The sequence below is a fragment of the Mesorhizobium sp. WSM4306 genome (genome assembly GCF_007003975.1).
Classification (GTDB): Bacteria; Pseudomonadota; Alphaproteobacteria; order Rhizobiales; family Rhizobiaceae; genus Mesorhizobium.
The window spans coordinates 318,492-337,286 of sequence record NZ_VFTC01000001.1; the positions used below are offsets into that span (position 1 = coordinate 318,492).

General features: G+C 63.8%; 19 protein-coding genes. 7 read left to right on the top strand and 12 right to left on the bottom strand.

Annotation, left to right across the window (positions count from 1 at the left end; translation table 11 throughout):
- Positions 1–8: 8 nt before the first annotated feature.
- The 3 genes from FJV77_RS01675 to FJV77_RS01685 form a co-directional block, all read right to left on the bottom strand.
- Positions 9–506 carry a MaoC family dehydratase gene (locus FJV77_RS01675; RefSeq protein ID WP_142865123.1) on the bottom strand — a complete coding sequence of 166 codons (498 nt, stop codon included), beginning with the start codon at positions 504–506 and terminating at the stop codon, positions 9–11.
- Positions 507–684: 178 nt separating this feature from the next.
- Positions 685–1,110, bottom strand: a complete 426-nt coding sequence (locus tag FJV77_RS01680; protein WP_142865124.1) for a phasin family protein — start codon at positions 1,108–1,110, stop codon at positions 685–687.
- Positions 1,111–1,231: 121 nt separating this feature from the next.
- Positions 1,232–2,527, bottom strand: coding sequence for a DUF445 domain-containing protein (locus FJV77_RS01685; protein WP_142865125.1), 1,296 nt, complete (start codon positions 2,525–2,527; stop codon positions 1,232–1,234).
- 282 nt (positions 2,528–2,809) lie between these two features.
- Between FJV77_RS01685 and rirA the strand changes: the two genes are divergently transcribed.
- A complete protein-coding gene (rirA, locus tag FJV77_RS01690; protein WP_142865126.1) occupies positions 2,810–3,271 on the top strand; it encodes an iron-responsive transcriptional regulator RirA in 462 nt (153 codons plus the stop codon).
- 4 nt (positions 3,272–3,275) lie between these two features.
- Here rirA and FJV77_RS01695 read toward each other — a convergent pair whose 3' ends face one another.
- From FJV77_RS01695 to hemP, 5 genes are read right to left on the bottom strand one after another with little or no spacing between them, the layout of a single operon-like run.
- Positions 3,276–4,064 (bottom strand): heme ABC transporter ATP-binding protein, encoded by a 789-nt coding sequence (locus tag FJV77_RS01695; protein WP_142865127.1) that lies wholly within the window; start codon positions 4,062–4,064, stop codon positions 3,276–3,278.
- 23 nt (positions 4,065–4,087) lie between these two features.
- Positions 4,088–5,185, bottom strand: coding sequence for an iron ABC transporter permease (locus FJV77_RS01700; protein ID WP_142865128.1), 1,098 nt, complete (start codon positions 5,183–5,185; stop codon positions 4,088–4,090).
- Between the two features lie 4 nt (positions 5,186–5,189).
- Positions 5,190–6,083: a hemin ABC transporter substrate-binding protein gene (locus FJV77_RS01705; RefSeq protein WP_142865129.1), complete on the bottom strand. Its 894-nt coding sequence runs from the start codon at positions 6,081–6,083 to the stop codon at positions 5,190–5,192.
- Positions 6,084–6,094: 11 nt separating this feature from the next.
- Positions 6,095–7,153 carry a hemin-degrading factor gene (locus FJV77_RS01710; protein ID WP_142865130.1) on the bottom strand — a complete coding sequence of 353 codons (1,059 nt, stop codon included), beginning with the start codon at positions 7,151–7,153 and terminating at the stop codon, positions 6,095–6,097.
- A 49-nt stretch (positions 7,154–7,202) separates the two neighbouring features.
- Positions 7,203–7,409 carry a hemin uptake protein HemP gene (hemP, locus tag FJV77_RS01715; RefSeq protein ID WP_142865131.1) on the bottom strand — a complete coding sequence of 69 codons (207 nt, stop codon included), beginning with the start codon at positions 7,407–7,409 and terminating at the stop codon, positions 7,203–7,205.
- Between the two features lie 48 nt (positions 7,410–7,457).
- Between hemP and FJV77_RS01720 the strand changes: the two genes are divergently transcribed.
- The 5 genes from FJV77_RS01720 (at position 7,458) to FJV77_RS01740 (ending at position 11,716) form a co-directional block, all read left to right on the top strand.
- The gene (locus tag FJV77_RS01720; protein ID WP_142865132.1) at positions 7,458–7,712 is read left to right on the top strand and encodes a hypothetical protein; all 255 of its coding nucleotides are present in this window, start codon (positions 7,458–7,460) and stop codon (positions 7,710–7,712) included.
- Entirely contained in the window at positions 7,670–9,823 is a 2,154-nt protein-coding gene (locus FJV77_RS01725; RefSeq protein ID WP_142865133.1) for a TonB-dependent hemoglobin/transferrin/lactoferrin family receptor, read from the top strand. Before FJV77_RS01720 ends, FJV77_RS01725 begins: the two co-directional genes overlap by 43 nt.
- Before the next feature lie 5 nt (positions 9,824–9,828).
- Positions 9,829–10,269 carry a hypothetical protein gene (locus tag FJV77_RS01730; RefSeq protein ID WP_142865134.1) on the top strand — a complete coding sequence of 147 codons (441 nt, stop codon included), beginning with the start codon at positions 9,829–9,831 and terminating at the stop codon, positions 10,267–10,269.
- Between the two features lie 127 nt (positions 10,270–10,396).
- Positions 10,397–11,350: an energy transducer TonB gene (locus FJV77_RS01735; protein ID WP_142865135.1), complete on the top strand. Its 954-nt coding sequence runs from the start codon at positions 10,397–10,399 to the stop codon at positions 11,348–11,350.
- 51 nt (positions 11,351–11,401) lie between these two features.
- Positions 11,402–11,716 carry an antibiotic biosynthesis monooxygenase gene (locus FJV77_RS01740; RefSeq protein WP_142865136.1) on the top strand — a complete coding sequence of 105 codons (315 nt, stop codon included), beginning with the start codon at positions 11,402–11,404 and terminating at the stop codon, positions 11,714–11,716.
- Positions 11,717–11,759: 43 nt separating this feature from the next.
- Here the strand turns inward: FJV77_RS01740 and FJV77_RS01745 are convergent, their stop codons facing one another.
- Both FJV77_RS01745 and putA read right to left on the bottom strand, forming a co-directional pair.
- Positions 11,760–12,776: a glycosyltransferase gene (locus FJV77_RS01745; RefSeq protein ID WP_246691110.1), complete on the bottom strand. Its 1,017-nt coding sequence runs from the start codon at positions 12,774–12,776 to the stop codon at positions 11,760–11,762.
- A gap of 123 nt (positions 12,777–12,899) precedes the next feature.
- The gene (putA, locus tag FJV77_RS01750; protein ID WP_142865138.1) at positions 12,900–16,508 is read right to left on the bottom strand and encodes a bifunctional proline dehydrogenase/L-glutamate gamma-semialdehyde dehydrogenase PutA; all 3,609 of its coding nucleotides are present in this window, start codon (positions 16,506–16,508) and stop codon (positions 12,900–12,902) included.
- 164 nt (positions 16,509–16,672) lie between these two features.
- On the opposite strand from putA, the gene FJV77_RS01755 reads away from it, so the two are divergent.
- Complete coding sequence (locus tag FJV77_RS01755; protein WP_142865139.1) at positions 16,673–17,125, top strand: Lrp/AsnC ligand binding domain-containing protein; 453 nt, start codon at positions 16,673–16,675, stop codon at positions 17,123–17,125.
- Between the two features lie 4 nt (positions 17,126–17,129).
- Here FJV77_RS01755 and FJV77_RS01760 read toward each other — a convergent pair whose 3' ends face one another.
- Both FJV77_RS01760 and FJV77_RS01765 read right to left on the bottom strand, forming a co-directional pair.
- Positions 17,130–18,329: a cytochrome c peroxidase gene (locus FJV77_RS01760; RefSeq protein WP_142865140.1), complete on the bottom strand. Its 1,200-nt coding sequence runs from the start codon at positions 18,327–18,329 to the stop codon at positions 17,130–17,132.
- Between the two features lie 4 nt (positions 18,330–18,333).
- A complete protein-coding gene (locus FJV77_RS01765; protein WP_142865141.1) occupies positions 18,334–18,777 on the bottom strand; it encodes a FixH family protein in 444 nt (147 codons plus the stop codon).
- Positions 18,778–18,795: the final 18 nt, after the last annotated feature.

Consider the following 18,795-nt stretch of genomic DNA (forward strand, 5'->3'; position numbering starts at 1 on the left):
TAGGGTGCTTAAGTTGCAGCCCGCTTGCGGCGCTCATAGAGCATGACCAGCGTTTCGGCGGTCAAAGCCGGCCTCTGCTCACCCTCGATCTCGACGGTGTTGGCGGCCTTCATCAGATACTGGCCCGGCCCCCTGTCCTCCACCGACAAAAGTGTCGAGCGCAGCCTGATTCGTGCGCCGACCCTGACCGGCGCCAGGAAACGCACCTTGTCGAAGCCGTAGTTGAAGGCGGCCTGCGTGTTTTCGGGCACGACGCCCAGATTGAGCGCCAGTGCGCCGATGATCGACAGCGTCAGATAGCCATGCGCGATCGTGGTGCGAAACGGGCTTTGCCGCTTGGCGCGCTCCGGATCGACGTGAATCCACTGATGGTCGCCGGTGCATTCGGCGAACTGGTTGATGCGGCTCTGGTCGATCGTCGTCCATTCCGACACGCCGAGCTCCTGCCCGGCCATCGCCCTTAGCTGCTCAAAGGTCGGCGGCGTTTTCGGCCGTATTTCCGTCATTCCTGCTTTCCCGATGGCTCCAAATGCCTCGGACCACGAACCGACCGCCCCTGTCAATTCGCCTGTTGCGATTCCGTTCCGTCATTTTCCGCCGAACGGTACGCCTCATCCATGGCCATGCGCCGCAAACGGCCGTCTGTGCAGAGGCGGTGGGCGCCGGGTCAGGCTGTGCCCAAGATCACTTCTTCTTCTCGTAACCGGAGCGGATTTCCTCCATCGCTTCCTTGATGCGATCGCGCAGGATTTCGACGGATTCGGTGCCGGATTTCTTCACCAGCTCGGCCACTTCGCCGGCATTCTTCAGCGCCGCCTCGAAGGATTTCTTGGCAAACTCCGCCTGTTTCGACATCAGTTCCTGCGGATTGCCCGGCACCTTGTAGTTCTGCGCCATGTCGCTGATTTCGCGCAGCGTGTCCTGCAGCATCTCGCGCTGCCGGGACAGAAGCGAGGTCGCGCCGGCAGCCCCCGCCCGTGCCGATTTCTCCAGCGCCTCGAGGTTCTTGAGGTGATGCGCGAGGATCGCCTCGACATTCGGCACCTTCAGGTCGCGGCCGAAGCGGCTGAACATACCAAGGAAAGAATCGGATTCGGGTTGTTTGGCCATTGGTCGCTTGCTCCCCAGTTTGCGCAAATGCTGAACCCTGTTGTGGACAATAGCACTCGCGCGCCGCGTGTCCATTCGCCCGCGCAACGCAATTTGGCGGTGCAAAGGCGAAGCGCCCGCTTCAGCCGGCGAGGAACAACAGCTCCGCCGTGTAAAGCACCAGGCCGGCAAGGCCGCCGATGATCATGCCGTTGAAGCGGATATATTGCAGGTCCCTGCCGATGTTCATCTCGATCAGCCTGGTCAGCTGGGCAAGGTCCCAACGCTTGACCTGGTCGGCGATGAATGTCGACACGCCACTCTTCTGGCTCTCCACGAACGAGACCAGCGCCACGACAAAGCCCTGGTTCATGTCGGCCCTGATCTGCGGATCGCCGGCAAGATGGCGGCCGACCTCCACGAACATGTTGGCGAGGTGCTCGCGAACAATCGAATTCTCCGCCTTGGCGTCCTGTTCTATGAACAGACTGAGGCTCTGCCACATGTCGCCGGCCAGCGCCTTGACCTCCGGCCGTGCCAGGAAATCGCGCTTCAGTTTCTCGGCCCGCTTGGCATATTGCTTCGAGGTCCTGAGCCGCTCGATGAAGCTATGCGCGAAACGGTCGAATTCGGCGCGCATCGGGTGATCGGGATCGGCCCGCACCTCGTCGAGCAGCGAACCGGCGGAAGCGACGATTTTCTTCAACAGATAAGCGTCGGCGCGGAACAGGTTGAACAGTGACGGCAATTCCTCGCGGATTTTTTCGCGCATGGTCGCCAGCGCCTCATCGTCGTTCAGGAACCTGCCGATCACCCGGGTGAACTCATCGAACAGTTTCTGGTGGCGGCGGTCGTCGGTCAGCGCCGACAGCAGCTCGGCCGCCAGCGGCGCCAGCGGCACCTTGTCGATCTGCTCCAGCATGCGGCTGGTGACGAAACCGCGCAGGCCGGATTGCTCGATTGCCGCAAGCGTCTGCGGTACCAGCCGCACGACAAAGCGCGACAGGCCGGCAGAGCGTTCGGCGTCAGTCAGCCAGTCGGCGACAAGCACCGCAAAATCGACCTCGGCGAGTTTTTTGCGCACCGGGTCGGGCGCCAGGAAATTGACCTCGATAAAGCGGCCGAGATTGTCGGCGATGCGGTTCTGGTTCGCCGGGATGATGGCGGTGTGCGGAATCGGCAGGCCGAGCGGTCGCTTGAACAGCGCCACCACCGCATACCAGTCTGCCAGGCCGCCGATGGTCGCCGCCTCCGCGAAGGCCGCGACAAAGCCCAACCACGGATAAGTGCCCTCGAACGATTTGGCGACGGCAAAGACCACGACGCAAAGCGCTAGTGCTGCCGTGGCGAGGAACTTTGTCCACCGCAGAGCGGAAAGCTTGGCGCCCGCCTCGGTGTCGAAAGAGCCGGACGCCAGGGACGGAGCCGATTGAGACATTGTGGGCCGATCCTCGTCGATCTCAGGGGTATTTAGGGACTGTTTCGGCCCGTGACATGACCGGACGGCCGATTTTGCCTCAAGACATGCCGATTACGCACACAAAGTTGACAGGAATATTCATCTATCATGCAATCCCAGTCTGGAATTGTTCCAAGGTATAGGCCATATTCCCAAGAGGCCAGTGTGGGCGAATCCGAAACTCCCGGTGAGAAAGCCGCACCAGCACAAATCTAAAATCTGGTGCAGTGCCAATGCGCCAGCACTTGGGTGAGGAATGAGATGCGGCTAACGCGCCAGACCAACTACGCCATGCGCATCCTGATGTATTGCGCGGCAAACACCGAACGGCTGAGCCGCATTCCGGAGATTGCGGCCGCTTATTCGGTGTCGGAGCTTTTTCTGTTCAAGATCCTGCAGCCGCTGGTCGAGCATGGTCTGGTCGAGACGGTGCGCGGCCGCAATGGCGGCGTCAGGCTTGGCCGTCCCGCCGAGCAGATCAACCTGTTCGACGTCGTGCGAGTGACCGAAGAGAGCTTCGCCATGGCCGAGTGCTTCGAGAACGACGCGGCCGAATGTCCGCTGGTCGACAGCTGTGCCCTCAACTCGGCGCTGCGTGAGGCGCTCAACGCATTTTTCGCCGTGCTCTCCCGCTACACGATTGCCGACATGGTGGCAGCGCGCCCGAATGTGCGCCATCTGCTCGGCATCGACATGCTGGAACGCCGCGCCCCGGCCGCCTGAGATTCTAGGCGGCTGACTGCGGCAGGATGAACGGCACGTTTCCCGGTGGCAACACGCCGACACGCAGCCGGCAATCGAACACTTTCTCGATCAGATCGTCGCTCAGCACCTCTTGCGGCAAGCCGTTGGCGGCGAGCCGGCCGCGATGCATGACGAAAACCCGGTCCGCATACATGGCCGTCAGATTGAGGTCGTGAAGGATGGCGATCACGCCGCCGCCGCGCCGGGCGAAATCGCGGGCGATGTTCATGATGATCAGCTGGTGCTTGATGTCGAGGCTGGATACCGGCTCGTCGAGGAAGAGATAACGCGGCTTGCCGTCGAGCACCGGCGCCCACACCTGGCACAGCACGCGTGCCAGCTGCGCGCGCTGCTGTTCGCCGCCCGAAAGCTCCTGGTAGAAGCGGCCGGCAAAGCCGTCGAGATCGACCCGCGCCAGCGCCCGCTCAGGCAGCCTCCCGTGTTCGCCCGGCAACACGCCGGAACGACCGCCGACAAGGCCGAGCCTGACCACTTCCCGGACGGTGAAGGGAAAGGACAATGTCGTTGCCTGCGGCAGCACGGCGCGCGCTGTCGCGGCCTCCACCGGCTTCATCGCGACGAGGTCGCGACCGTTGACAACAACCGTTCCGGTAAACGACAGATCGCCTGACAAGGCTTTCAGAAAGGTCGTCTTGCCCGAACCATTGGGTCCGACAATGGCGGCGATCTCGCCCGGCCGCGCGGTAAAATCGACATTGGCGACGATGCGCTTGCCGCCGATCGCCACCGAGACATCGCGTGCTTCGATCATGCCAGCCTCACAGGTTTCAAGTCTCACAAGTCGACTACGCCGCGTTTGCGCAGCAGGATCCAGAGGAAGAACGGCGCGCCGGCGATCGCCGTGACGATGCCGATCGGCAGTTCCGCCGGCGCCACGATGACGCGGGCGATGGCATCGGCAATCAGCAGCATCGAGGCGCCGAGCAGCGCCGATGCCGGCAAGAGATAGCGATTGTCCGGGCCGATCAGCAGCCGCAACAGATGCGGCACGACGATGCCGACGAAACCGATGCCGCCGCTGACCGCGACCGAGGCGCCGACTGCCGCCGAGACGCCGACGATCGCGGTGTATTTCAGGCGCTGGACCGGAATGCCGAGATGGCCGGCCGTCGCCTCACCCAGCGCCAGCGCGTTGAGACCGCGGGCCATGAACGGCATTGCCGCCAGGGCCAGAACGATGATTGGGCCGACGGAGGCGATCTTCGGCCAGGTTGCACCGCCAAGCGAGCCGAGTTGCCAGAAGGTCAGGTCGCGCAACTGCCGGTCGTCGGCCATGAAGATGAGGATGCCGGTCAACGCCATCGCAAGGGCAGCCAGTGCAATGCCGGCAAGCAGCATGGTGGCCACCGAGGTCCGCCCCTGCCGTGTGGCGACACGGTAGAGCACCAGCGTCACCGAAAGGCCACCACAAAAGGCGGCGAGCGGCAGGGCCATGCTGCCGAGCGCCAAAGTGAGCGGCGCCAGCCAGGTCGTACCGAGCACGATGACCGCAACCGCGCCGAGGCTCGATCCGGCGGAAACGCCGATCAAGCCGGGATCGGCAAGCGGATTGCGAAACAGGCCCTGCATCACCGCGCCCGACACAGCCAGTGCCGCCCCGATGAGCACGCCGAGCAGTACGCGCGGCATGCGGATGGCGTAGACGATCAGCCGGTCGCGAGCGCCGAGCGCGGCATTGGCCGGCACGGCGCCGGTCAGCCAGTCCCGGATGACGCCGACGGCCGACGCATCGGAGGCGCCCGATGTCAGCGACAGGAACATGGAAAGCGCAAGCACCAGGCACAGAAGCAAAATAACCAGACGCGCGCGCCCCGAACGATCGCCTTCGGCCACCAACTTGCCCGCCGCGCCGGCGATCGACTGATCCACCATCCGCTCAGTCCGTGACCTGACTGCCATAGAGCGAGACGGCGATATCGTGGATGGCGTTGGCCGTGCGCGGCCCGAAGCCAAGGAGATAGCTGCCGTCCATCAGGATCAGTTTACGGCCTTCCCCGGCCGGCGTCGAAGTGATCGACGGAATGGCGAACAGCTCAGCCTCTGCAATCGGCGGTCCGGCATTCTTCATTGCCAGGATCACGTCGGGCCTGGCGGTGACGATGGCCTCGTCGGACATCGGCTTGTAGCCGGAAAAGCCTTCGACCGCATTGACCGCGCCGGCAAGCTTGATGATGCCGTCGCCGGCAGTGTCGCTGCCGGCGCCGAGGATCTTGCCGCCCTGGATAGACAGCACGAACAGGATGCGCTTGCGCTCCTTGATCGATGCCGTTTGTTTTTCGGCCGCCTTCAGCTTGGCATTGGTCTCGGCAGCAAGCGTCTCGGCCTTGGCGTCGACGCCGAGCGCCTTGCCGACGATGCGGATCTTTTCCAGAATGCCGTCATGGCTGTAGTGCTCGGGCACGTCGATGAACGGCACGCTCGATTTCTTCAGCACATCGACCGCTTCCTTGGGGCCGCTGCCATGCAGCGCCAGGATGCCGGACGGATTGACCGACAGAACACCTTCCGCCGACAGCTGGCGCATGTAGCCGACGTCGGGCAGCGCCATCGCGGCGGCGGGGTAGCGGCTGGTCGAATCGCGGGCGACGAGATGGCCCTCTTCGCCAAGCGCGTAGACGATCTCGGTGATGGAGCCGCCGATCGCCGCGATCCGCGACGTATCGTCAAACACGGCCACAGCCTCGCTGGCCCGCGCCGGCGCGGCGGCAAGCAGCGAAAGGCCCATGGCCGCGGCAACCGTTGGGCCCAACAGCCTGAACAGTGAATTCATCGTCGTCGTCCTCAGGCTGCGGTCGGGCTTGGAATGCGCGGCAGGTTTTCGGCGAGGAACCGCCAGTCGTCGCGCTCACCTTCGCCTTCATGGCGCTTGCCGAAGAACTGGATGATCATCTTGCCGTCGGCGCCATAGGCTTCGAGCGAGGTGACATGACCGTCCTTGGTCGGCTTGCGCACAGCCCAGACCTCCTGGATGTGATCGGTGCGCAAATGCAGGTGGAAGGTCTCGTCCAGCACGTTGATCCAGGGACCCATCGGTTTGATCGACTTGACCGGGCCGGAATGAATCTGGATGCAGCCGCGGTTCCCCACGAAGCACATGATCGGCATGCCGCCGGCGGCCGCATTGTGGAACATGGCGCTGACGGCGTCATTGTCGAGCAGCCAGGCATAATCCTGGCCGACCATGCGCACGGCCTGGCGGCGGCTGAGTTTCAGCGCCTTCAGCATGCCGAAGAACTGATGCACGTCGGTCAGCCGGCTCCAGCGGTCGCGCAAATCGTCGATGCTGGCCGCAGCGCCTGGGGTTTCGGCGTCGTCCTCGGCCAAACCTGCGACAGAAGCGGTCGGCTCCTGGTTCGATGATTCGAGTGCCGCCACCAGCTTCTGGTAGGCGTAGAGATTGGACGCCGGCCGCAGATGCACCTTGTGCACGGCATCGCCCGCCGCGTCGAAGAATTGCAGGCTGCGGCGGATGTCGCCGCCGTCGCGCTTTTCCACGGCAAAGCCATGCGCCCAGACTTTCGGAAAGATGCGCAGGTCGATGTTTTCGCCCAGCACCATGGCATTGTGCGTGCCGGGCACGACCTTGTCGTAGACGCCGATCTTCTCGTGCACCGCGCTTTCGTTGCGGGTCAGCGCCATCACCTCGCCGACGGCTTCGAGACCGGACAGCAGATCGTTGACCCGCGGCTCGACGCGCACGACGCCGTCGCCGCAATGCGCGGCGACCAGTTCGGCCTCCGAAATGCCAAGCTCGGCGGCAAGATCGCGCTCGCGCGCTTTCGGATTATCTGCCCGCGCCCGTCGGATTTCATGCGGAGCGGGTTTTACGCGCTGGTCCATGTCCTGCTTACCTGTCTGCCCTAGTTGGTGTGTTGGCCTGTCTGGTTCGTCACTTGTTGAGGATGAGCTTGCCCTGACGGGTGATCTTGAGCCGATAGAGCGCGCCATGGTGCTCGATGCCGATCTCGTGCTCGCCCTGGAACAGCGTGTTGGACGACAAGGTCCGCACCGCCAGCGGCACCCGGTCGAAACGGGTTGGCGCCTCCTCGGAACGGCGGACGCGGTAGCGGAAGTCACTGGGATTGTGGGTGTTCATCTCTGTCGATCCCTTTCCTGTGCCGGGCGTCTGGCTAGGCGTTGCAAAATGCCGATTCATTTCTTGACTCGAATAGTCATGTTTATTAGTCAATGCATTACCGGACCAAATGAGTCAACATTTAAGACGCCGGACGAAATGAAAAATGCCAGCGAGCGCCACCGCCAGCCAGCATCGAACCTGGATTTGGAGTTGGGGCAATGGGGTTGGCAAATCGTGAACGACTGGATCTGGCAAACGCCGATCCGGCGCATCGGCCTATGGCAAAGGCAGTGGCCATTTTGCTTGCAGGGGTCGCAGTGATTGCGCTGCTGACGACGCCGGCCAGCGCTCAACAAACCGCTCAGCCAGCCGCTGACCAGGCGGACCCCTCCAAGAAGACCGAGGACACCAAGCCTGCACCCGCCGGCGTAACGCTGCTCGACAAGATCCTCGTCATCAGCCGTACCGGCGAGACGGCGATCGAATCGCTGGCTTCCGCCAGCCATGTCGACCAGGAACAGCTCGAACGCCGTATGGCGACGACACCCAACGAAATGCTGCTCGGCGTGCCGGGCGTTACCGTGCAAGCCGACGCACGGCGCGTCAGCTCCAGCATCAACATCCGCGGCCTGCAGGATTTCGGCCGCGTCGCGGTCATCGTCGACGGCGCCAGGCAGAATTTCCAGCGCTCCGACCACGGCACGCAGTCGACCTTCTATGTCGATCCCGAACTCATCAAATCCGTCGATGTAATCCGCGGACCGGTCGCCAACACCTATGGCTCCGGCGCCATTGGCGGCGTCGTCTTCTTCGACACCAAGGATGCTGAGGACTTCTTGAAGCCCGTAGAGACCTGGGCCGGCTCCGTCACGGGGCGCTACGAAAGCAACGGCAAGGGCTGGACCACCAGCGCCAGCGGCGCTTACAAATTCAACGACAACTGGGACGTCCTGGGAAACATCGTCTACCGCGACTACGGCGACTACAAGAATGGCAGCGGCGACACCGTCGCCGGCACCGGCTTCGACGTGCTGAGCGGCCTGCTCAAGACCACCATCCGCCCGAGTGAAAACAGCGAATTGAAGCTCGGCTGGGTTGGTTCGAGCGATGGCTGGACGGAAACCAGCGGCGGCGTGCCCGCGAATGACGTCGAGCTGAAGTCGAACACCTTCACCGCCCGCTACAATATCACCGACGACGCCAAGAGCTGGCTCGATCTCCACATCAACGCCTCCTACAACAAGACCAATCTCGACCTGACCACGCTTGTGCCGCAAAACCGGTTCGATCCGGTCACCGGTCTCCCCGTCGTGCTGCCGGCAGGCTCGACATCGACCTTCGATGTCGGCACCACCGGAATCGACATCTGGAACACGTCGCGCTTCCAGACCGCCGGCATCGCGCATGAGTTGACTTATGGCGGCGACTGGGTCGGCGACAATGTCGAGACCGGCGGCACGTCGGGCGGCGACAGTTTTTATACGCCGTCGGGCAAGCGCAACGTCTCGGGCGCCTACATCCAGGACAAGCTGAGCTGGAACTGGCTCGAAGTCATCACCGGCCTGCGCTACGACAATTACAGCCTGAAGGATTCGGACAACGAAACCTCAGGCGATAGGTTGTCGCCGCGCATCACCGTTGGCGTCTCGCCCTTCGAAAGCGCCAGCCTGGCCGGCCTGCAATTCTATGGCACCTACGCCGAAGGCTACCGCTCGCCGTCGCTGACCGAAACGCTGATCAGCGGCAACCATCCGGCCGGCGTCACCTTCCCGTTCCTGCCCAACCCGAACCTGCGGCCTGAAACCGGCAAGACCACCGAATTCGGCGTCAACTACAAGCTGAACGACATCCTGGAATCCGGCGACGCGTTCCGGCTCAAGGCGGCCTACTTCCACAACGATGTCGACGACTATATCGAGGGCGTGACGCTGTCGGCATTCGACCCGACCAGCGGCTGCCCGTTTGGCCCCGGCATCCCGATCTGCTTCCAGTACCAGAACTTCGCCCAGGCCAAGATCAACGGCTTCGAACTGGAAAGCGTCTACGATGCCGCCTGGGGCTATGCCGGGCTCTCGGCCTCCATCATCAACGGCCACACCATCTCCTATGAAGGTGAGCGGGCCGACCTTGCCACTATCCCGTCCTCGCAGGTCACCGGGCAGCTCGGCTTCCGTTTCCTCGAAGACAGGCTGACCGTCGGCGGCGAGGTGCAGTACAACGGCAAGCCGAAGGGCAATCCCGTGGCCAAGGATTATACGCTGGTCAACGCCTTCGCCAGTTACCAGGCAACCGACAATTTGAAGGTCGACTTCCGCGCCGACAATTTGTTCGATGTCAAATACACCAACCCGCTGAACGGCGGGACCACCGCCGTCATCTACGAACCCGGCATCACGCTGAAGCTGGCCGCAACCATGCGCTTTGGAGGCTGATGTCAATGATAAAGTTGACGACATCGCTTCGTCTCCTCACCTCGACGCTGGCGATGTCGCTTGGCTTGGTGCCGGCGTGGGCGCAGTCCGCGCCGGCGCCGCAACTCAGCCTCGAGCTCAATGCCGCGCAGCCCTCCGACAAGGGCTGCCGCCTGACTTTCGTCGTCAACAATGCGCTCGGCACCGATCTGTCCAAGGCGGCCTTCGAGATCGCGCTGTTCAACGAGGCCGGTGTCGTCGACCGCCTGAGCGTGCTGGACTTCAAGGAGCTCCCGGCCGGCAAGACCAAGGTGACCCGCTTCGACCTCGCCGGCACCGACTGCACCAAACTCAGCCGCGTACTGATCAACAGCGCCACCGAATGCGCCGGCACCGGCGTGGAGCCGGGAGCCTGCATGAGCGGTCTGAAGACCGAAACCAAGACCGGTATCGCATTCGGCGTCTGAGGTGGGCCTGCATCCGACCTTCCCTGAGAACACTGCGGGATGGCCGGTCTCTGCTCCATTGCCATGGCCGGCAACCGATCTTGATTTGACAATCCGGCCTCGCTCGCGGCAGGTCTGGCCGCGAACCATGCAGGACATCAACCCCCTCCCCGACGCCGGCAACGAACTGGCGATTGCGCCCCCCGTGCCGCTTGCGCGGCCGGCGGCCGATCGCAAATGGACGGTGGCGATTGTTGCCTCCTGCCTGCTGCACGCGGCGGCTGCGGCCGCTTTCCTGGTCGCACCCGCCGGAACGTTCGATACCGGAGATGCGATACAAGCCGAAGGCTCCCAACAATCGGGCGCCGACGTCGTCGGCACCGCTTTGAAAAACCTGCCGCCTGACGCGATCGATGTTGCCTTGGTGGCCGATCCGCAGCCGGCCAAGCCCGAGGCCGTTCAACCCGCGCCGTCAACCGAGGCGGCCCAACCCGTCAAGGAGCCGCCGGCACCCAAGCCTGCGCCGGAAGCCGCCAAACAGGCAATCGTCGCTCCAAATACACTGACGGCCGCGATCCCGAATGATCAAAGTGTCGCCCCAGCGGCTGAGAAGCCGACATCGTCGGCCGTTCAACCGCAAAGTTCAGAGGCGCCGCCCGCCGACGAGCCCCCTGTTGATTTGCCTGATGCCAAGGCCCCGGTCCCGAGCCCGAGGCCTAGCCCATCAGAATCGGTAGACGCTGGCGCGACAGATGGCGAGGAACGTGACGCGCTGGCGGCGGCCAGCAAGGGTAAAAAACAGGGCGCAGCCGGCAATGCGATGGAATCCGGTTACAGCGTTGAAGTTCAAAACAAGCTTGCCCGCGCCAACCGCCGTGTTTCGAAAGAGATTCAGGAAAAGGCTCTCAACAATGCCAGGGTCGTTTTCGTCGTCATGGCCGATGGCAGCATCAGCGACCTGCAGCTTGCCGAAAGTTCAGGATCCGCAGAACTCGACCAATTCGCTTTGAAACTGGTACGCCAGCAGGCCCCGTTCCCGCCCATTCCACCCGAGACCGGCATGTCAAGCTGGGTGTTCAGGGCGCGGATCGGCCCGTTCTAAGCACCTCGTAGACCTTCGCCAAATGTTGTCCACCAATTCAAGAGGAAGCCAATGTACATCGCCATGAACCGTTTCAAGGTCCAGAATGGCTCGGAGGCCGCCTTCGAGGATGTCTGGAAGAACCGCGATTCCAGCCTTTCGGAGATGAAAGGCTTCAGGGAATTCCACTTGCTGCGCGGCCCGGTCAACGAGACCGAGGGCTACACGTTGTTTGCCTCGCACACGGTGTGGGCAAGTCACGAGGATTTTGTCGCCTGGACCAAATCCGAGAATTTCCGCGCGGCCCACCGCAACGCCGGCACCTCGAAGGTGCACTATCTCGGCCATCCGCAGTTCGAAGGCTTCTCGGTCGTCGAGGGCGCCTGAGATATTTTAGCCTCAGGGCAGCCGCATTCAGGGCTGCCCACTGTCAGGCCCGACCAAACAATCGCCGCAAAGAGCGGGTGACGCGCTTGCGCAGCCATCGCAACCGGCTTCTGCGATCCAGAAAAGGCCTCACGCGCGGATCATCTCCCAGGCGGCCAAAGCGTCTGATGTGCTGCGCCAGGAATCCAGGCACGAAATCGCGGCCATTGACGGCACCGAGCCGCTCCGCATTGGCGAGCACATAGTCGAGAACATCCGTACCCAACGGGATCTCATGCCTGCGATAGGCCGCCGATTGCTGCACATGGCCTCCGGCATAGGAGACGCCGGCAGATGCGTTGGCGCCGTGCAGACGATAGAGGCCCAGACATTCCGACAAGAGCAGGCTGCCGGCCGACAGATGCGCGCATGTTGCAGCTAGATAGTCAGTCCCTATCCTGGTCTTGAAGGGGAACGCCAGAACCGGTTCCAGTGCGCCACGTCTGAAAACCATCGATGATGTCGGCGCCCACATCCAGCCATAGACCCCTGGCCCAAAATAGGTGACCGGATGATCCGATGTATAGGCGAGATCGGGCGCCATCTCGCCAAGCTGCTTGCCGGCCGGGATGATGGTCCCAAGGCCATCCGGCTTCGGACGCGGCTTGCGCAGCAGGGCATAGGTGCCGCCCAGCAATGTTCGGTCGCCTTCGACCAGGAACACGTCCGAACTGGACAGCGCCGCAGAGCGCACTGCATTGAGATGGGCCGAAATATGCGCCAGGAGAAAATTCGGCAGCCAGACATCGTCGGCGTCAAGGAACGTCACAAAAGGCGCGTCAGCAGCGGCAAAGCCGTCGCGGAAGGCCGCCAGTTGGCCGCCATTTTGTGGCCGCACCAGGAGACGCAGGCGCGGGTCGCCGATTGACTGGAGAAGTTGGCGGACATGCTCGGCCGAGCCGTCGGTCGAGGCATCGTCGACGATGACGCAGTCCCAATTCCGGTAGGTCTGCGCCAGCACTGAACGGATCGCCTGTTCGACATAGGGCCGGTAATTGTAGCAGGTGATGACCACGGCCACGCGTGGTAGCTCAAACGGTGGGCGCTTCTCTTCCATCTGTTCGGCCTGGCCCACTCGAGTTGCTGTCTATATCAGCGCATATCCTTGCAACCCGACGCAAGCAAGCGAGCCACGAAAAGTCCCCTACGCCGCCGCCAGCAGGCTGGCATTGCCGCCGGCAGCGGTGGTGTCGACGCAGACGGCGCGTTCATGCGCATAGGCCGCCGGGTTAAGCACTTCGCTGACCAGCGGCACGATCGGGCCGCTCCGGTTGGCGATGACCTTGCGCACGATGCGGGCTGCTTCCGGCTTGCCCGAGAAGGCGACAACATCGACGCGCAGCGAACGCGCCTCGACCGGGTCGGGCCGGCCGTCTATGGCCGCCAGCGGCAGGCCTTTACCGGTCAGCGCCGACAGGGCTGCCGGCGCGCCCGGAGCCACGGCCAGCACCGCATTGCCGGCGGCCAGCGCCTGGATCGTCTGCGCAAGCAGCGTGTCGGCGTCAGGTCCGAGGCACAGCACCCGGCCGCGCGGCGACAGCGACAGCGTGTTGGCCTCGCCGGTCGGTCCGGGCAGATCGACCTGGCCGAAATCGATGCCGGCGGCAGCGCCTATCGCTGCCGCACCCTTGCCGCGCAGATGCTTTCTCAGAATGGCGATGCGGTCCGGCCGCGTCGACCAGCCGCCAAGGTTCGGATCAGGCAGGTTGTCGGCGAGCTCGGTCGCCGTCACCTTGTGGCCGTCGGTAATCTCGGTGCCGGCCTCCGGTCCCTTGCGGAAACGCCGAAGATAGTGCGGACCGCCGGCCTTCGGCCCGGTGCCCGAAAGCCCCTCGCCGCCAAAGGGCTGCGAGCCGACGACGGCGCCGATCTGGTTGCGGTTGACATAGATGTTGCCGGCATGGATGCCGTCGACGAAATGCTGGACGCGGCCCTCGATGCGGGTGTGCAGGCCGAAGGTCAGGCCATAGCCCTTGCGGTTGATGGCGGCGATGACGGCATCGATCCCGTCGGCTTCGAAGCTCGCGACATGCAGCACCGGGCCGAACACTTCGCGCTCCATCTCCTCGATGCCTTTGACGCGGAACACATGCGGCGCGACGAAGCGGCCATCTTTCGGCGCTTCGAGCTTGGCGATCAGCCGCCCCTGAATGCCCATCGTGGTGCAATACTCGCGGATCGAACTCTGTGCCTCGTCGTCGATGACCGGACCGACATCGGTCGATATCTGCCAGGGATCGCCGATGGTGAGTGCTTCCATGGCGCCCTTCAGCATCTCCAGCATCTTCTTCTCGACGTCCTTCTGCACATAGAGCACGCGCAGCGCCGAGCAGCGCTGGCCGGCACTCTGGAAGGCAGACGCCAGGATGTCGCGCACCGCCTGTTCGGGCAGTGCGGTGGAATCGACGATCATGGCGTTGAGGCCTCCGGTCTCGGCGATCAGCATAGCGTCGGGCGCGGCCGTCTCGGCGAGCTGTTTCTCGATCAGTTTTGCAACCTCGGTCGAGCCCGTGAAGCAGACGCCGGCAATGCGCGGATCCGCAGTCAGCGGCGCGCCGACCGACGGGCCATCGCCAGGCAGAAGCTGGATGACGTCTTCCGGCACGCCGGCTTCGCGCAACAGTTCGACGGCGCGGAAGGCGATCAGCGGCGTCTGTTCGGCTGGCTTGGCGATGACCGAATTGCCGGTGACGAGCGCGGCCGCGATCTGGCCGGTGAAGATGGCGAGCGGGAAATTCCAAGGCGAGATGCAGACTATGGCGCCCCGCGCCTCGGTGCCCGCTTCGTTGTTCGCTGCCTCGGCAGCGTAGTAGCGCAGGAAGTCGACGGCTTCGCGTACTTCGGCGACGCCGTCGGCCAGTGACTTGCCGGCCTCACGGGTGGCGAGCGCGAAGAACTCGACGGCATTGGCCTCATAGAGATCGGCGGCGCGGTTGAGGATCGCGGCACGCTCGGCGACGGGCCGCTTTGCCCAGGCAGGCTGCGCCTCCACCGCAAAGCGCACGGCCGTCGCGACCTGCTTGGCGGCGGCTTCGCTGACCGTGCCGACGACCTCGTCGGGTCTTGCCGGATTGATCACCGGGCGCTGCTTGCCGTAGCCGGCCGCACGCGTGATCGGCTTGGCATGCCAGCGCTCAGGCCCGGCGAAGGCCGCCCTGGCCTTGTCGATCGCCGCCAGCGTCACCGGATCGGTGATGTCGAACCCCTTCGAATTGCGGCGGGCGGCGCCGAAGATCGTCGCCGGACGCGCGATTGCCGGATTGGCGGCCGGACCCTGGTTCTCGACCGTTTCGAGCGGATCACGTGCAATATCCTCCGGCTCGACATCCTCGTCGGTCAACTGGTGGACGAAGGAGGAATTGGCGCCATTCTCGAGCAGGCGGCGCACCAGATAGGCAAGCAGATCGGAGTGCGCGCCGACCGGCGCATAGATGCGGCAGCGCGTGCCTTCGGACTTGCGCACCGTCTCGTGTAGCGCCTCGCCCATGCCGTGCAGACGCTGGAACTCGAAGGCGTCGCGGCTGTCAGCCATCGACAGGATGGCGGCAACGGTGTGGGCGTTATGGGTCGCGAATTGGGGATAGATGCGGTCGGTCATGCCAAGCAGTTTTTTGGCGCAGGCGACGTAGGAAACATCGGTGTTGGCTTTGCGGGTGAAAACGGGGTAGCCGGAAAGCCCGAGCGTCTGGGCCCGCTTGATCTCGGTGTCCCAATAGGCGCCCTTGACCAGCCGCACCATGATGTTGCGGTTGTACTTTTTCGCCAGCGCATAGAGCCAGTCGATGGTGAAGGCCGCACGCGGCCCATAGGCCTGGACGACGACGCCAAAGCCGTTCCAGCCGGCGAGCTCCGGTTCGGACAGCACGCGTTCGATGACATCCAGCGACAGATCCAGCCGGTCGGCTTCCTCGGCGTCGATGTTGAGGCCCATGCGCGAATGCCGCGCGGCCAGCGCCAGCGACAGCAGCCGCTCAGCCATCACCGGCAGCATCTTTTCCTTCTGCGCCTCTTCATAGCGCGGATGCAGCGCCGACAGCTTGACCGAGATGCCGTGGTTCTGCCGGATATCCGGACCGTTCGAGCCTGAATCGAGCGAGGAAATGGCGTCGGCATAGGCCTTGAGATAGCGCAGCGCGTCGGCCTCGGTGCGGGCCGCCTCGCCCAGCATGTCGAAGGAATAGAGATAACCTTTCTGGATCATCGGCCGGCCGCGCTTGATCGCCTCGGCAATGGTTCGGCCGAGCACGAACTGCTCGCCCATCTCGCGCATGGCGGCGGCGACCGCCTTGCGGATGACCGGTTCGCCCAGCCGCCGAACCATCGAGCGCAGCGTGCCTTCGATGCCGCCCTCGCCCTCGTCGAGCACACGGCCGGTCAGCATCAGCGCCCAGGTCGAGGCATTGACGAAGATCGAGCTCGAACCGCCCGAATGCGCCGACCAGTCATGCGGCGCGATCTTGTCGGCGATGAGGTCGTCCATGGTCTCGGTGTCGGGCACGCGCAGCAGCGCCTCGGCCAGGCACATCAGCGCCACGCCTTCCTTGGTGGAAAGGCCATAGGCCGAGAGAAAAACCTCCATCAGCCGCGGGTCGGACGAGCCGCGCACCGCCCGCACCAGATCGGCAGCGCGGGCCGAGATCGCATCGCGGTCTTCGCTGGAAAGCCCGGTTGCTTCGGCAAGCCTCTTCACCGCGGCGTCTTCGTCGGGCAGGTAGTTGGCGCGGATCTGCTGGCGGATGGTGTCGAGCGGCATGGCGGTCCCTGCGGAGCGAGCATCTGGGAGCGGGCCGGCGGTCGCCGGACCGAATGGCGCAAGCTAGCACAGAGCCGTATTTTCATCCGGTCTAAAGAAATCGACATGACAGGCCGATCGATCTATCATTGCGATCAATTTCCATCAAATGGACTGCAATGTCGGTGACAGAAGACCAATTGGACCGCATCAATAAAAACATCCTGTCGGCGCTGGCGCGCGACGGGCGGTTGTCGATGTCGGAGCTGGCCGGCAAGGTCGGCCTCTCGAAGACGCCGGTGCAGGCGCGGGTAAAGCGCTTGGAGAAGGACGGCTACATCAGAGGCTACCAGGCGATCATCGATCGCGAGCGCATGGGCGAAGGCCATGTCGCCTTCGTCCAGGTCAAACTGTCGGATACGCGCTCGGCCGCCCTCGACGCGTTCAACCGCGCGGTGCAGGCCGTGCCGGAAATCGAGCAATGCCACATGATGGCGTCGAGCTTCGACTATCTGCTGAAAGTCCGCACCACCGACATCGCCGCCTACCGCCGCGTGCTCGGCGAGCGCATCTCGGCCCTCCCCCACGTCGCCCAGACCTCGACCTTCGTGGCGATGGAGACGGTGAAGGACCGCTGACTCCTCAGTCCGACAGCGTCTTCAAAAACGCCACCAGCGCCGCGCGCTCGCGGTCCGACAGCTGCAGCGGGTGGACCTCTGAGGTGCCCTCGACAGCAGCGGGTGCCGCCGAATAATGCGCCACCACCTCCTCCAGCGATGAGAACTGTCCGGCATGCATGTAGGGCGGCCTCGTCGCCGCGCCCCGCAACGACGGCGTCTTGTAGGCGCGCATCAGTTCGGGCGCGTCCTTGACCATGAAGCGCAGTTCGCCGCAGGCGCCGGCGTCACCATCGCGGAACGCGCCGAAGCAGTTGAACGGATCAGCTTCAACCTGCGCCACTGCATCGAAGCGGCCGCGATCCAGCGGCAAATCCTTGACCGGTGGCACGCCGGTGTTGTGGAAACTGTTGTCGGTGAAGCGCGGACCGTTATGGCAGGTCACGCAATTGGCCTTGCCGATGAACAGTTTCAGCCCGAGCATTTCCTCCGGCGAAAAGGCATCGTCGGCTTTCGGCTTGGCGCCGGACGCCAGGTCGATGGCGAAACGGTCGAAGCGCGTCTGCGCCGGTTCGATCGACCGTTCGAAGGCGGCGATCGCCTTGCCGATGTTGGCAAAGACGCGGTTGACGTCGTCCATTTGGGCCGCAGTCATCGCCTTCCATGCGGCTTGCTCGGCTTCATTGCCAAGCGGGCTGGCGTTGGCCGGCACAGCGGAAAGGTCAGGCAGCGGCCCGAAGATGCGCTCGTAGCGGGCGCCGAAACGCTTCTGGATGTAATGCGCGAAGGCGGCGCGGTTTCCCGCCTGCTCGAGCGGGTTTTCCAGCGGCGTCAGCGCCTGCGCCCACAGGCTGTCGCGCCGTCCATCCCAGAAGAACCACGGATTGCGCGCCACACCGGCCAGCGGCATCGAGCGCCGGTTGGTGCGGCCGACGCCGATGGCTTGCGGCAGGTCGTCCTGGAACTGCCGGTCGATCTTGTGGCAGGTCGAGCACGACACGTTGCCGTCATGGCTCATGCCCTGGTCGAAGAACAAAGTGGAGCCCAAAGCCGCTGCGGCCGGCACGTCGGCAAAGCGGTTGGTGGCATCGGGCTTCAGCGCCGGCAAGGCGTTCAGCGCCAGCGCGGCAATGGTCTTCTTCTCGGCATCGGAAAAATCCGGCTTGCCGCAGGCGGCAACCTGCAAAACCGCCGCCAGTGCCAGAAAGCGCAACAGGCGGTTCATCTGGTCACAGCACCACGTTGAAGACGACCGTGTCGGAACCGGCTGCGGCTGAAATGGCGAAGCGCAACTGCCACACGCCGCTCATGGTGAATTTCAGCCCCTCGATGCGGTATCGCCCCTCGCCCAGATAGTCGGTCGCCTGCGGACTGGTCGGCAGGCCGTGATTGTGCTGCGGCATGCCGCCGGAGACCGAGATCGCCGCACCTTCCACAGGATCGCCTTTGACCGTCTTCAGGGTGAGCAGCCAGGATTGCAGCTCGCCTTGTTTGATAACGCCCCGCTCCGGCTGGAAACTGGCGACAAACAAGCCGTTCGCCGTTTTCTTCGAGCGCGAAATATCCGGGCCTGGCGCCGATTGCGGCGCGGTCAGATAGACGATCGCCAGTATGCCGGCCAGCAAGGCGGCCAGACCAAGGCCCGCAAGAAGATAACGCCATAGTGATGCCAAACCGGTTCCTCTTCAAAC